The organism is Promicromonospora panici, from assembly GCF_900608595.1.
Classification (GTDB): domain Bacteria; phylum Actinomycetota; class Actinomycetes; order Actinomycetales; family Cellulomonadaceae; genus Promicromonospora; species Promicromonospora panici.
On the sequence record NZ_UWYY01000002.1, the window covers coordinates 1 to 13,759 of the forward strand.

The following is a 13,759-nucleotide window of genomic DNA, read 5'->3' on the forward strand; positions in this document are numbered from 1 at the left end:
AAACATGCAACCCACCAACCAGAACGGTCAGCCAGGCCACACCCCGCAAGGGTTAATCAATTGGCATTGACTATCAAGCACACTGTTGAGTTCTCAAACAACCGACGCACACCGTCAGATCCGCGACCATTCCGACCGCTTCACCGCCCGGGGCAGTTCCTCAAACTTACCAGGCTCTTTCGGACTTTTCCAAATCCCCGCCGGCCTGCTGGTCGGGAGAATTATTCGAATGTCCGAATGAATTCCGGTACCCATTTTCGCTGTCGTCAAAGCCAGAAGCTTCGACGATTGGCGAGGTAGGGAGCCATCCGGCAGATCGCGACGCTAGCCGCTTCATCTGCGTTTGGAGGCAACCTCTGTAACTTACCCTATCACGTTCTCCGGCGCAACGACCCTGTTGAGGATCGTTGGTCGGGAGGCGATCTGACAAGCCCCCACCCAGTTCCGGAGCGCACTAGGCTACTACGAGATCTGGGTTGGTTTCCACCCCGGGACCGGCCAGTTGCGCTGCTCGCGCGTCCTGTCCGTACCTCCCTGCCGGGCGAACAACGGGAACAGTACACAGCCATCGGCACCTGCGCCAAATCGGCTTGCCGAGCCGCCCTGCGAGTGGTTCGGAGCGGCGGAATCGCGGGGCTCGGCAACGAGCCCCGCGGCGCCGACGTCACTCCACCGTGACCGACTTGGCGAGGTTGCGCGGCTTGTCGACGTCGTGCCCGAGGGCGAGCGCCGCGTGGTACGCCAGCAGCTGGAGCGGCACCGTGAGGAGCAGCGGGTCGAGCTCGCGCTCGTTGCGGGGCACGTCGATCCGCTCCGCGTGCAGCTCGCCCAGGTTCACGCCGGCGTGCGTGACGACGACGAGAGGGCCGCCGCGCGCGGCGATCTCGTGGAGGGCCGCGACGTTGCGGTCGGTCAGCTCGTCGTCGGGCACGATCGCTACCGTGGGCACCTCGGGCGAGATGAGAGCCAGTGGGCCGTGCTTGAGCTCGGACATCTGATATGCCTCGGCGTGCCGGTAGCTGATCTCCTTGAACTTCTGCGCACCCTCACGCGCCACCGGGTACCCCCGTACCCGGCCCACGAAGAAAAGGCTCTCGGCCGCCGCGAGCGCCTTGGCCGCCCGTGCGATCTGGTCCTCGCCGTCGAGAACCTGCTCGATGTGGGCCGGCAGGTGCTGCAGGCCGGCTACGAGCCGGCGTCCGTCCGCGACGGACAGGTCGCGGACGCGGCCCAGCTGCAGCGCCAGCAACGCGAAGCCCACGAACATCGTGGTGAGCGCCTTGGTGGAGGCGACGGCGATCTCCGGTCCGGCGTGGAGGTAGATCCCGCCGTCGCAGGCGCGGGCGATCGCGGAGCCGACGACATTGACGAGGCCGATGACGCGGCCGCCCTTGCGGCGGATCTCCTCCACCGCCAGCAGCGTGTCGATGGTCTCACCGGACTGGCTGACCGCCACGTACAGCGTGTCCGGCTCGATCACCGGGCTGCGGTAGCGGAACTCGCTCGCTGCCTCGGCGTCAGCAGGAATCCTTGCGAGCTCTTCGATGAGGGACGCGCCCATCTGGCCCACGTAGTACGCCGAACCACAGCCGAGGATCTTGACGCGCTTGACCGCGCGTAGCTCGCGGGCGTCCATCTCGAGCCCGCCCAGGTGCGCCGTGGCGAACCGCTCGTCCAGCCGTCCGCGTAGCGCGCGCTCGACGCTGGCCGGCTGCTCGAGCATCTCGGTGTACATGCGCGGGCGGCCGTCGATCGAGCCGTGCTCGTAGGCGCTGGGGTCGACGTCGACCTCGCGCGCCGTGGTCTGCGTACGCGTCAGGTCGCGGCGGAACGTCGTGAAGCCCGACGCCGTGACGGTCGCCAGCTCGCCGTCGGACAGGTGCGCGACGGTCGTGGTGTGGCGGACGAGCGCGGCGAGGTCGGAGGCCACGAACATCTCCTTGTCCCCCACCCCGACCAGCAGCGGGCTGCCGTTGCGGGCCACCACCACCCGGTCGGGGAAGCCGGCGTGCACCACTGCCAGCCCGTAGGTCCCCTCCACCGCGTCCAGTGCGTCGACGACCTTGCCCTCGAGCGTGTCGGCGTCGGACAGGGCGACGAGGTGGGCGAAGACCTCGGTATCGGTGTCGCTCACGAGCGGCACGCCCTGGTCGGTGAGCCGTGCGCGCAGTGCCGCGGCGTTGTCGATGATGCCGTTGTGCACCACCGCCACCGCGCCGCTCGCGTCGGTGTGCGGATGGGCGTTGACGTCGGTGGCGGGGCCATGCGTCGCCCACCGGGTGTGGCCGATGCCTGCCCGACCGGACATCCGCTTCGGCAGGACCTCGGCGAGGTCGCGGACCCGGCCCGCGCGCTTGGTCACCCGCACCTGGGACCCGACGACTGCGACACCCGCCGAGTCGTAGCCCCGGTGCTCCAGCCGGCCGAGCGCTTCCACGAGCAACGGGGCCGCGTTCTGACCTCCGACGTAACCGACGATTCCGCACATGCTGTCTCCTTGGGAACGTAGACGGGCCGAGCGAGCTCAGCCGTAGATCATCCGGCGCAGCTGCCGCTCGGTGAGCTGAGGAGCGCCGACGACCCGGTGCTCCAGCTCGGCGGCGATGCGCGCGAAGATCTCGGGATTCTTCGCCCCGTGGATCTTCAGCTCAGCATGCCGCCGCCGGACGACCTCCTCCACCGGTACGGCGAAGTACGCGACGACGTCGCCGATCACCCGTGCCGCCTCGGCGGGCGTGAGCCCGGTGGTCGCCGCCACGTGGGCGACGAGATCGGAAGAGGTCGTCATGCCGAAGAGACTGACGTATGCGGTGACCGAAGAGCAATTTCTTGCCCGGAATCGGGCAAGTCTGGCCACCATCGCGTCCCGGACATGCAGAACGGCGGCCGCCCGCTGGTCAGCGGGCGGCCGCCGTGGCTCACCGGAGTTGCCGGTCAGGGTCGCCGGTCAGGAGATGGTCACTCCGACGTCGCGACCGCCAGGGTCTTCTTGCCCCGGCGCAGCACCGCGTGCTTGCCGTGGAGCAGGTCCCCGGGGGCCAGCGCTGCGTCGTCGGACTCCACCTTCACGTTGTTCACGTACGCGCCGCCCTCGGCGATGGCCCGGCGTGCGGCGCCCTTGGACGCGACGAGCCCCGAGCCGACCAGGAGGTCCGCGACCAGGTCCCCGGCCTTGGCCGTGACGCGCGGCAGCTCCGACACCGCGCCGTCGAGTGTTCTGGCGTCCAGGTCGCCGAGCTCACCACGGCCGAACAGTGCCTGGCTCGCCGCGATGACGGCCTCGGTGGCGGCCGCGCCGTGCACCAGGGTGGTGACGTCGCCCGCGAGCGCCTTCTGCGCCTCGCGGGCGAAGGGTCGCTCGGCGACCTCAAGCTCAAGGACCTCGATCTCCTCGCGGGACCGGAAGGTGAACACCTTGAGGTAGTTCACGACGTCGGCGTCGGCCTGGTTGAGCCAGAACTGGTAGAAGGCGTACGGGCTGGTCATGTCCGGGTCGAGCCAGATCGACCCGCCCTCGGACTTGCCGAACTTGGTGCCGTCCGCCTTGGTGATCAGCGGCGTCGTGAGCGCGTGCGCGCTCACCCCCTCCGCCTTGCGGATCAGCTCGACGCCGGCGAGCAGGTTGCCCCACTGGTCGTTGCCGCCCAGCTGGAGTGTGATGCCGTGCCGCCGGTACAGCTCGCGGTAGTCCATGCCCTGCAGCACCTGGTAGCTGAACTCGGTGAAGCTGATGCCCTCGTCCGAGTTGAGCCGGCGCGCCACGATCTCCTTCGAGAGCATGGTGCCCAGGCGGAAGTGTTTGCCGATGTCGCGCAGGAACTCGATCGCCGTCATCGGGGCGGTCCAGTCCAGGTTGTTCACCATCCGCGCGGCGTTGTCGCCCTCGAAGGACAGGTGCGGCTCGATCTGCGCGCGGATGCGCTCGACCCACGCCGCGACGATCTCGGGCGAGTTGAGCGTGCGCTCCCCCGAGTCGCGGGGGTCACCGATCAGGCCCGTCGCACCGCCGACGAGCAGGTAGGGCCGGTGGCCGGCGTCCTGCAGCCGGCGCGCCGTCAGGACCTGGACAAGGTTGCCGATGTGCAGGGACGGCGCGGTGGGGTCGAAGCCCACGTAATAGTCCACGGTTCCCTCGGACAGCGCAGAACGCAGCGCGGCCTCGTCGGTGGACTGTGCCACCAGGCCTCGCCATTGCAGCTCGTCGAGGATGTCGGTCACCGTGGTTGCTCCTTGTTTCGTGGGGGTGCGGCCCGGGCGGGCCGCTCGGCGGACCCGTCGTGGGCCTGCTGGTCCTAGTCTGCCCGAACGTCGCGCCTCCGCTCGCCCCGATGAGTTCCGGCGTGCCTCGTCGTCGGACGTTCCATGGATATGAAAAGCGTTGAGTACTCAGCCGCTCCGTCGGGCAGGGTGGAGCCATGACCGACACCGACATGCCCGGCTGGAAGCGGAACGTCGCGCTGTTCCTGACCGGACAGACCATCTCGTTGCTCGGGTCGATGCTCGTGATGTTCGCGGTCATGTGGCATCTGACCATCGAGACCCGGTCCGGGTCGGTGCTCATGCTGAGCATCGTGTTCGGCATGCTGCCGCAGGCTTTCATGTCGATCTTCGGCGGTGTGTGGGCCGACCGGCACTCCCGCAAGCTCCTGATCATGGGCGCCGACACGACGATCGCGATAGTGACCCTGGGCCTGGCCCTGCTCATGCTCAGCGGCGTGGAAGACCTGTGGGTCATCTACCTGGCGCTGGCCGTCCGGTCGGTGTTCGCCGGCATCCAGACGCCGGCCGTGGGAGCGATGATCCCTCAGATCGCGCCGGCGGATCAGCTGATGCGGGTCAACGGCATGTTCCAGTCCATCCAGTCCGGGATGATGCTGCTCGCGCCTGCCTTGGCCGCCGTCGTCTACGCGTCCTTCGACATCGTCGCGGTGTTCTTCGTCGACGCCGCGACCGCACTGATCGGCGTGGGCATGCTCGCGATGGTCACGGTGCCGCGCCTGGTCCGGTCCGACGCCGAGAGCGGGCCGGTCAGCTACTTCGGCGACCTCGTGGCGGGCTTCCGGTACATCGGCTCGAACGCCCCAGTGAAGTGGCTGGTCTCGTTGTTCGCCCTGGTGATGTTCCTGGTCGGCGCACCGAGCTACCTGACGCCGCTCATGGTCACCCGCACGTTCGGCGACGAGGTGTGGAAGCTGACCGCCAACGAGCTGTTCTGGGGCGGCGGCATGCTGCTCGGCGGGCTGCTCATGGCCAGCTTCGGGCCGCGGATCAAGCGCCGGGTGCGCCTCATGGTGGGCTCCGTGCTCCTCACCGGCGTGCTGGTCGCCGGTCTGGGCGTGTCCACCAACATGTGGGTGTTCTTCGTGCTCGGGCTCCTCATCGGCATCATGTTCGCCGCGCTGAACACCCCGGCGTTCACGATCATCCAGGAGCGGGTCGAGCCCGATATGCAGGGCCGTGTGTTCGGCTTCGTCGGGATCGTCATGACCGTCGCGATGCCCCTGTCCATGGTCGTGTTCGGCCCGCTGGCCGACCAGTTCTCCGTGCAGTCGCTGCTGGTCCTGGCGGGCGTCCTGCTGGTCGTCGTCCTTGCCTCGATCCTGGCCGTACCGGCGGCCCGGCGCTCGCTCGGGCAGGTCGACACGGCGCCGGAGCCGGACGCCGAGACAGCCGGTGACCCGATGGGCGACTCGGTCGCCGGGACCGTCGGTGAGACGGTCGAGGCCTCCGCGGCACCGGGATCCGATCACCGATAGTCCGACGAGCACACGGGCGGCGTCGGACCTGGAGGACCGCTGAGCCGGCCTCCCCGGTCCGACGACGCTCGTGTGCTGCACGACACAGCCCGACGCGCGGCTGCCGTGAAAGTATTGATGTGTTCCATAGACGGCAGCTGTGCGTTGGAAGGTTCCTGTGAGCACCCCCAAGATCTATGCCCTGCACGAGAATCCCGAGTGGTTCCCTCCGTTCGCCGAGACCTTCGCTGCCGAGGGCGTCGAGTACGAGGAGTGGGTGCTGACCGAGGGCGTCCTCGACCTCTCCGATGCACCACCCGAGGGGATCTTCTGGTCGCGAATCTCGGCGAGCAGCCACACGCGCGACCACGGGCTCACCAAGGACTACTCACGTGCCGTGCTGTCCTGGCTGGAGGCGTACGGCCGCCGCACGGTCAACGGCCGCCGCGTGCTGGAGCTCGAGGTCAGCAAGGTGGACCAGCTCACCGCGCTGCGCGCCGCCGGGATCGACACGCCGCGCACCGTGGCCGCCGTCGGGCGGGACCAGGTGCTGAAGGCCGCGCAGGGCTTCCCGACGCCGTTCGTCACCAAGCACAACCAGGGCGGCAAGGGCCTGGGCGTGCGCAAGTTCGACTCGTTCGACGACCTCGCCGACTACGTCGAGTCCGACGAGTACGAGGAGCCCGTGGACGGCATCACGCTGATCCAGGAGTACGTCGTCGCGGCCGACGGCGGCATCACCCGCGTGGAGATCGTCGGCGGCGAGATGGTCTACGCCGTGCGCGGCGACACCGAGCGCGGCGGGTTCCAGCTCTGCCCCGCCGACGCGTGCGTCATCGACCCCGAGACCGGCCGGCCGATCCCGCCGGCCGGCGCGACCATCTCCATGGCGCCGGACGAGGACTGGGGGCTGTTCTCCGAGCGCGAGGGCTACGACGACCCGGTGGTCGCCAAGTACCTCGAGTTCACGAAGCGGCACGGCATCGAGGTCGCCGGTATCGAGAACATCCGGACCGCCGACGGCCGTCTCCTGACGTACGACGTGAACACCAACACGAACTACAACAGCGACGTCGAGCGGGGCACGGCGCGGTCGGGACCGCGCGAGATCGTGCGGCACCTGGCCCGGGTGCTGAGGGAGACCTACCCGGTCTGACGGGTTGTCACGCCGGACGCCGACGTCGCGGCTGGGCGGCGCGGTAGGTGGAGACCGTCTCTTCGCCGTCCAGCCAGAGACGCCAGGGATGCAGGTCCGCGCGACCGCCGTCGCCGCTCACGCCGACGCGGGGACCGGTTCGGACGACGGCGGTGGGGGTCTCGACAGGCTCGACCCGCGAGGGCTCGGCCGACCGGCGGTGCAGCACCACCGCTCCGTCGGGTTGAGTGACGTCGGCACCGTCGTCGGACAGGTCGATGCCCAGGGCTACCGCCAGGCGGGCTGGGCCACGGGCCAGGTCGCGGTCCACCCGTACCACGCCCGTGGCCCGACGGCGTGAGCGGGCGAGCCCGACGCCGTCGGACTCGGTGCCGCCGAGCACCTCGCCCGCACGGAGCAACACCGCCGACGGCAGCCCCTCCGGACCGCACACCACGTTCACGCAGTGGTGCAGGCCCAGGTGGCGGTACACGTACAGCCGTCCGGGCTCGCCGAACATCGTCGCGTTCCGGCGGTTGCGGCCGCGGTAGGCGTGCGAGCCCGGATCGGTCTCGCCGTCGTACGCCTCGACCTCGGTGAGGCGGAGGGAGACGACGCCGTCGGCGGTGCGCCGGGTGAGCGTCGCTCCCAGCAGGTCCCGGGTGACGTCGAGGACTGGCCGGTCGTACCAGTCCCTGCCGGGAACACTGCTGGGGACGATTTCGGGAGCGCTCATGGCCCGATCATGCGCGAACCTGCTACGCGAAGGCGAACACCGGGGGGAAGACCACGACCACTATCGCGGCCCAGACGGCGTAGGCGGGCAGGTACCGGGTCTGCCACCGCTCGATCGGGCCGAACGGTCGTGCGCCCCGGAGGAACCCGACCGAGAGCCAGGCCGACCAGGCCAGGTGCACCAGCAGCACGAGGTTCAGTCCTAGCGCAGCCACCTTGTTCGCGCTGAAGCCGAACTCGGCGATGCGGGTGAGCATCGCGCTCAGGGCCACCGCGTCGACCGCGAGCGCCGCGACGACGAGAACGAGCTGGAGCACGTCGAACAGCCCGGGCGGCGCGAGCGCGTCCCGCGCGGAGATCGAGTAGAGCAACAGGCTCAGGACCAGCACGAGCACCGCGTCCATGAGGATCAGCAGCTCGCGGTCGGCGCCCAGCGGCCCGCCGGCGGTCGCGAAGGCCCCCAGGAAGACGAGCAGCATCACGATGGTCAGCGGCGTGAAGACGCGGGTCAGGACCGGTGCGATGTTCTCGACGACGTTCTGCTTGGCCTCGACGAGCCAGGCCGCCACGATGAGCGCGCCGGGCACGCAGAACGGCAGGATCCAGGCCTCGAGGACCGGTTCGAAGTCGATCCCGACCAGCCCGAGGGTGCCGAGGGTGAGCCCGATCAGGACGCCCCCGCCGAGGGCCAGCAGGACGAAGTAGATGACGAGCTCGCCGGTGAAGCGGACGTAGTCCATGCGGCGGGCGTCCGACCGCCATCGTCCGCCCGCGTAGGTGACGGAGACGAGCGCCCACAGGGCGACTATCGAGTGGCTGGCCGCGAGGAACAGGGTCGAGCCCTCGGGCTCGAACGGGTACACGTTCAGGACCACGGCGAGCACGGCGAACGGAACCAGGAGCACGCCGGCGACCCGCCAGGTGAGCTTGCGCTTCCAGGCGAAGTACCCGGCGAGGAACGGGAGCACGAACAGGCCGATGTTGCGCATGACGACGAGCTCGTCGTCGATCAGCTCGATCCCGGCCTTGACCGCGATTCCCGCACCGATGGCGAGCGCCAGGACGACACCGAGCTCACGCCAGAGCCGCGTTCCGCCGTCGGGCGCCTCGGGGACCAGCACGAGCTGCTTCCACAACCGGTCGGAGTGCTCGCGGGCGAACTCGCGGGAGACCTCGTCGAGGTTGCCCATGCGCTTGACGGAGACGAGGAACGCCTCGTCGTCGTCGAGCCCGGTGCTGGTCAGGTCGGTCACCTGCTCGCGCAGGTGATCCTCCATCTCCTCGACGTCGCCGGCGGAGATGGCCCGACGGCGTTGGACGTAGCCGCGCCACTGATCGATCTGGGACTCGAGCTGCTCGTGGTCGCTCATCAGGCCCACCCCTCCGCCACGGTCGGCGGCACCTGGACGTCCTGCCACACCTGCTTCAGGGCGTCGGCGACGACCGACCACTGCTGCTGCCGGTCGGCGAGCGCCTCCCGGCCGTCCTGCGTGATCGCGTAGTGCTTGCGCCGGCGCCCGGCCTCTGACGTGCCCCAGGTCGCCTGCACGTACCCGAGCCGTTCGAGCCGGTGGAGCAGGGGGTAGAGCATTCCGTCGGTCCACTGCATCCGGCCGCCGGAGAGCTCGTTGACGCGTTTGAGGATCGCGTACCCGTACGACTCGCCGTCGGCCAGGATGCCGAGGACGAGCGGTGTGGCCGACGCCGCGACCAGATCCTTGTCGATGTGCACCTGCACTCCTATGCCTAGTTCTGCTAGGGATGCTTACCCTAGCAGCACTAGGCATAGGAGTCCTAGGGCATCGGTACGGGAAGCGCGCAAGCCGACCGTGGTCGTTGCTGTCTGAGCGCCGACGTGCCGGAGGGGCAAGGACTAATCGTTTAGTTCCTCGCCGGACCATTGCGCCCAGGGTGCGCACCTGCCAGCATCGCCTTGATGTTAGCGCTCACACAGTCTCCCGGATCGGACCTGACGCGGCCTCGCGCCCGGCACTGACCGGTCACGCTGTCCGGACGGCGACGCGGCCGTGCGTCACCGCCCACATCACCGCCGCACGAAGGAGTGCTCGTGAAAAACCTGTCTCGTCGCCGTTGGCTCTCGTTGCTCGCCGCGACCGCACTGACCACGTCCATGCTCGCCGCCGGACCGGCGGCCGGCGCCGTTACTCCGGCCACTACCGCCGCCACTACTGCGGCCGCCGCTGCGGCCGCCGCTGCGGCCGACCCGACCGTCGAGGAGCCGGCCCCGTTGCCTCCACTGGGCTGGAACAGCTGGAACACGTTCTACTGCAACATCAACGAACAGATGGTGCGCGAGACGGCGGACGCCATGGTGAGCTCGGGCATGGCCGCCGCCGGGTACGAGTACGTCGTCGTCGACGACTGCTGGATGCAGGACACCCGCGACGCGAACGGCAACCTGCGCGCCCGGACGGACCGCTTCCCGTCGGGGATGAAGGCGCTGGGCGACTACATCCACGGCAAGGGCCTGAAGTTCGGGATCTACCACGCGCCACGCGAGAAGACCTGCAACCAGTACTTCGCGAACCTCCCGGGGACGTCGTCGTACGGGAACGAGACCCGGGACGCGAACCTCTTCGCCTCATGGGGCGTCGACTACGTCAAGCACGACTGGTGCGACCCGCGCGGCACCGTGACCGAGCAGGCCGCGCTGTTCAAGAAGTTCGGCGACGCGCTGAAGGCCACCGGCCGCCCCATCGTCTACTCGATCAACCCGAACAGCGCCCACTCGAACACCGCGCCGACCTACTCCGGCTGGGGCGAGTTCGCGGACATGTGGCGCACCTCCGAGGACCTGGACGACGCCTGGTCGACGGGCTGCTCGCCGTCGGCCGACTGCTTCGTCGGGATCACGGAAGCCCTCGACATCATCGAGCCCATGCGCGAGTGGACCCAGCCCGGGCGGTACAACGACCCCGACATGCTCATGGTCGGCGTGCGAAACTCCCTGACGCCCACGGAGAACCGCGCGCACCAGAGCATGTGGGCGATGCTCAGCGCTCCACTCATCGCCGGCAACGACCTGAGGAACATGAGCGCCGACGTACGTGCGGTCCTCACCAACCGCGACGTCCTCGCGATCGACCAGGACCCGCTGGTGCGACAGGCGGACCGGGTGCGTGACGACGGTGATGCCGAGGTCTGGGCCAAGCCGCTCGCCGACGGCTCCGTGGCGGTCGCCCTGCTCAACCGCGGCTCCGGCAGCCGGCAGATCTCGACCACGCTCGGCCAGGTCGGGCTGGGCTCCGGCACGCATTCGTACCGCGAGCTGTGGACCGGCGCCACGGGCACGACCACCGGGCAGATCACCGCACAGGTCGCCGCGCACGGCGTCGCGCTGTTCAAGGTGAGCCCCGGCGGCACGTCCCAGCCGCCGACAGGCACGGCGCTCGTCAGCTCTGCGTCGGGCCGCTGTCTCGACGTGCCCAACAGCGCCACGGCGAACGGCACCGGCCTGGTGATCTGGGACTGCCACTCGGCACCGAACCAGACGTGGACCCCGACGGACGGCACGCTGCGCTCGCTGGGCAAGTGCCTCGACGCCCCGTCCGGCGCCACGGCGGGCACCCGGGTACAGCTCTGGGACTGCACCGGCGGCAACAACCAGCAGTGGACGTTCCAGGGCGATGGCACGATCCGCGGCACGCAGTCCGGCCTGTGCCTGGACGTCGACCGCAACCTCACCGCCAACAACACCGCGGTGCTGCTCTGGACCTGCACGGGCGCGGCGAACCAGCTCTGGACGCGCCGGTAGTCCGTGGCACTCCCTCTCCCGGAGGAACTGCGACAACCCCCGAGGCAGTCGCAGTTCCTCCGGGATCGATGGGCCTAGCCCGCGTCGATCTCGACACCTTCGATAGTGACGGGGACCTTGGGGCGACCCACGGCGGCGTCGCCCTGGACCCCTTCGGCCCCGACCGCCGCGAGCAGGTCGAGGCCGCTCGTGATCCGGCCGAAGACGGTGTACCCGCCGGCGGAGTCGGGCGGTACGTGCGAGTCGGCGAACACCAGGTAGAACTGCGAGCCCATCGAGTCGGGATCGCCGGTCGAACGCGCCATCGCGAGGGTCCCGGCGGGATAGGCGCCGTCCTCCGGGGCGTTCTCCAGGGGGCCGAACCGGTACCCCGGTCCGCCGGCGCCGGTGAACGTCGGGTCGCCGCACTGCAGCCCGGAGACCTCGCCCGTGTACAGGCGGTGGCAGCCGGTCCCGTCGAAGAACCCGCCGTCGGCGAGGGTGAGGAACGAGGCCACGGCGTGAGGAGCCGCGGCGCCGTCGAGCTCCAGGCCGATCTCGCCGACGCACGTGTCGAGCACGACGTGCCAGGTGCGACCCTCGGCGGCCGACGCGTGCGGCAGGCTGTAGGTCGCCCTCTCCTCGGCGGGGGCCGCGGTCGCGCTGCCCGACGGCGGGTGGTTCGACGGCGGACGGTGCCTCCGACGAGGCCTGTGCCTCCTCCGACGTCGGTGTGCGCAGCTGCGTGGCCGCCAGATGGGTGTGGTCATCATCGCCGTCGGAAACGGGTGCGGGAGCGGGTGCACCCACCTGGGATACCGCGTCCGCCGGTGCGATCCCGTTGCGTTCCGCGATCATCTCGGCGACCGGTCCCGTGAGCCACGGCCTGCCCGACGCGTCGCCGTCGGCCAAGCCCTCCAGGACCTCATCAACGCCCGGCCGGGCCTCCGGGTCCTTGGCGAGGCATGCGGCCACGAGGCCCCGCAGTTCCGGCGGCACGGCGGTCAGGTCCGGTTCGGCATGCACCAGCCGGTAGACCATCGCCTCCATCCGGCCGCCGCCGAACGGGCTGCGACCCGTCGCGGCGAAGGCGAGCACGCCGCCCAGGGAGAACACGTCGCCCGCGGAGGTGACTTCCTCTCCGAGCGCCTGCTCGGGCGGCATGTACGCGGGCGTCCCCAGCAGCGCCCGGGACGTGGTGCCCGACGCCGCATCCAGGGCGCGGGTGATGCCGAAGTCGATGACGCGCGGGCCGTCGGCGGCGATCACGATGTTGGCCGGCTTCAGGTCCCGGTGCACGAGACCAGCGGCGTGGATCGTCGCGAGGCCCTCCGCCAGACCGGCGCCGATCGCGCGCACGGCCTCGACGGTGAACGGCCCGTGGGCGTCCACCGCGGCCTGGAGCGACGGCCCCGGGATGTAGCTCGTCGCCATCCACGGCCGGTCGGCGCCGGTGTCCGCGTCCACCACCGCCGCGGTGTAGAAACCGCCGACCCGGCGTGCCGCGGCGACCTCGCGCTCGAACCGCCGCCGGAACCGGTCGTCGGCGGACAGCTCCGAGCTCACGACCTTGACCGCGACCTCACGCCCACCGCGCGACCGTCCCAGATAGACGACTCCCATCCCCCCGCGGCCCAGACGACCGAGCAGACGGTAGGGACCTACGTAGGCCGGATCACTTGCGCCGAGCGGTTCGGGGAACACGGGCCTGCCTTCGTTGGACGACTCCACCTGCACGGGAGTCTCCCAGCGCTCGCGACGGGCTGTAAACCAATCTGGCGGCGCGCGGAGAGCGCACCCGGTGCGGGTCAGGCAGGCAGGCCGAACCCGTCCAGCCGCACGTCGGCGCGCTCCCTGGTGCGCTCGCGCGCGTAGTGCGCTGCCTCGTCCGCCATCCAGCGCAGCCAGTGCTCGCGCGCGTCCGCGCCGTCGCGCTCCAGGCCGCGGCGCAGCCGTTCGGCGTCGTCGGCCGCTACCCAGATGCGGAACGCGCCCAGCGCGTCGACCTGCCGCGCGGCCGCGCCGCAGCCCTCCACCACGAAGTGGGCCGACCGCGGGACGTCGTGCCACTCGGCCCAGTCGTCCTCGACCCAGTCGTAGCGCCGGTAACGAACCTGCTCTCCCGCGCTCAGCGGGTCGAGGACCCAGCGGCGGAGGTTCGCCGCGCCGGCGTCGGGCCCGCCGGCCCAGCCCTCGTACAGGTCGTCCATGTGGACCACCGGGGCCTCCAGCGCGTCGGCGAGCTGGGCGGCCAGGGTCGTCTTGCCGGACCCGGCGGGCCCGTCGACGCATACCAGCCGCGCGTCGGCCGCTCGAATCCGCCCGAGCAACTCCCCGAGCACGGCAGGTAAGACGCTCATGCCCTCTCCCCTGTGCTTGGTTGTGGGCGGGATCGTTGCG

Annotated in this window: 11 protein-coding genes and 1 pseudogene; 3 read left to right on the forward strand and 9 right to left on the reverse strand. The window is 70.0% G+C overall.

Translation table 11 applies throughout. The features are described from left to right. Positions 1-664 precede the first annotated feature (664 nt). From glmS to tyrS, 3 genes are all read right to left on the reverse strand, one after another. Complete coding sequence (gene glmS, locus EW117_RS01880; RefSeq protein WP_129783140.1) at positions 665-2,488, reverse strand: glutamine--fructose-6-phosphate transaminase (isomerizing); 1,824 nt, start codon at positions 2,486-2,488, stop codon at positions 665-667. Between the two features lie 36 nt (positions 2,489-2,524). Continuing rightward, positions 2,525-2,788, reverse strand: coding sequence for a hypothetical protein (locus tag EW117_RS01885; RefSeq protein ID WP_129783142.1), 264 nt, complete (start codon positions 2,786-2,788; stop codon positions 2,525-2,527). Positions 2,789-2,958: 170 nt separating this feature from the next. Then, the gene (gene tyrS / locus EW117_RS01890) at positions 2,959-4,218 is read right to left on the reverse strand and encodes a tyrosine--tRNA ligase (RefSeq protein ID WP_129783144.1); all 1,260 of its coding nucleotides are present in this window, start codon (positions 4,216-4,218) and stop codon (positions 2,959-2,961) included. Between the two features lie 197 nt (positions 4,219-4,415). Here tyrS and EW117_RS01895 point away from each other — a divergent pair, with 197 nt between their 5' ends. Both EW117_RS01895 and EW117_RS01900 read left to right on the forward strand, forming a co-directional pair. After that, a complete protein-coding gene (locus EW117_RS01895) occupies positions 4,416-5,756 on the forward strand; it encodes an MFS transporter (protein WP_129783146.1) in 1,341 nt (446 codons plus the stop codon). A gap of 157 nt (positions 5,757-5,913) precedes the next feature. Next, positions 5,914-6,891: an ATP-grasp domain-containing protein gene (locus EW117_RS01900; RefSeq protein WP_129783148.1), complete on the forward strand. Its 978-nt coding sequence runs from the start codon at positions 5,914-5,916 to the stop codon at positions 6,889-6,891. A gap of 7 nt (positions 6,892-6,898) precedes the next feature. Here the strand turns inward: EW117_RS01900 and EW117_RS01905 are convergent, their stop codons facing one another. From EW117_RS01905 to EW117_RS01915, 3 genes are read right to left on the reverse strand one after another with little or no spacing between them, the layout of a single operon-like run. After that, entirely contained in the window at positions 6,899-7,606 is a 708-nt protein-coding gene (locus tag EW117_RS01905) for a DNA-3-methyladenine glycosylase (protein ID WP_129783150.1), read from the reverse strand. 22 nt (positions 7,607-7,628) lie between these two features. Next, positions 7,629-8,975 carry a permease prefix domain 1-containing protein gene (locus tag EW117_RS01910; protein ID WP_129783152.1) on the reverse strand — a complete coding sequence of 449 codons (1,347 nt, stop codon included), beginning with the start codon at positions 8,973-8,975 and terminating at the stop codon, positions 7,629-7,631. Continuing rightward, positions 8,975-9,337: a PadR family transcriptional regulator gene (locus EW117_RS01915; protein ID WP_129783154.1), complete on the reverse strand. Its 363-nt coding sequence runs from the start codon at positions 9,335-9,337 to the stop codon at positions 8,975-8,977. The genes EW117_RS01910 and EW117_RS01915 overlap by 1 nt, the downstream gene beginning before the upstream one ends. A 336-nt stretch (positions 9,338-9,673) precedes the next feature. Between EW117_RS01915 and EW117_RS01920 the strand changes: the two genes are divergently transcribed. After that, positions 9,674-11,380, forward strand: coding sequence for a glycoside hydrolase family 27 protein (locus EW117_RS01920; RefSeq protein ID WP_242504029.1), 1,707 nt, complete (start codon positions 9,674-9,676; stop codon positions 11,378-11,380). A gap of 74 nt (positions 11,381-11,454) precedes the next feature. Here the strand turns inward: EW117_RS01920 and EW117_RS01925 are convergent, their stop codons facing one another. From EW117_RS01925 to EW117_RS01935, 3 genes and pseudogenes are all read right to left on the reverse strand, one after another. Beyond that, positions 11,455-12,129: a peptidylprolyl isomerase gene (locus EW117_RS01925; protein ID WP_242504030.1), complete on the reverse strand. Its 675-nt coding sequence runs from the start codon at positions 12,127-12,129 to the stop codon at positions 11,455-11,457. Between the two features lie 205 nt (positions 12,130-12,334). After that, positions 12,335-12,982 (reverse strand): annotated as a pseudogene (locus EW117_RS30715) (serine/threonine-protein kinase); the annotation flags it as partial. Between the two features lie 185 nt (positions 12,983-13,167). Then, positions 13,168-13,719: a uridine kinase family protein gene (locus EW117_RS01935; protein ID WP_165362411.1), complete on the reverse strand. Its 552-nt coding sequence runs from the start codon at positions 13,717-13,719 to the stop codon at positions 13,168-13,170. Positions 13,720-13,759 lie beyond the last annotated feature (40 nt).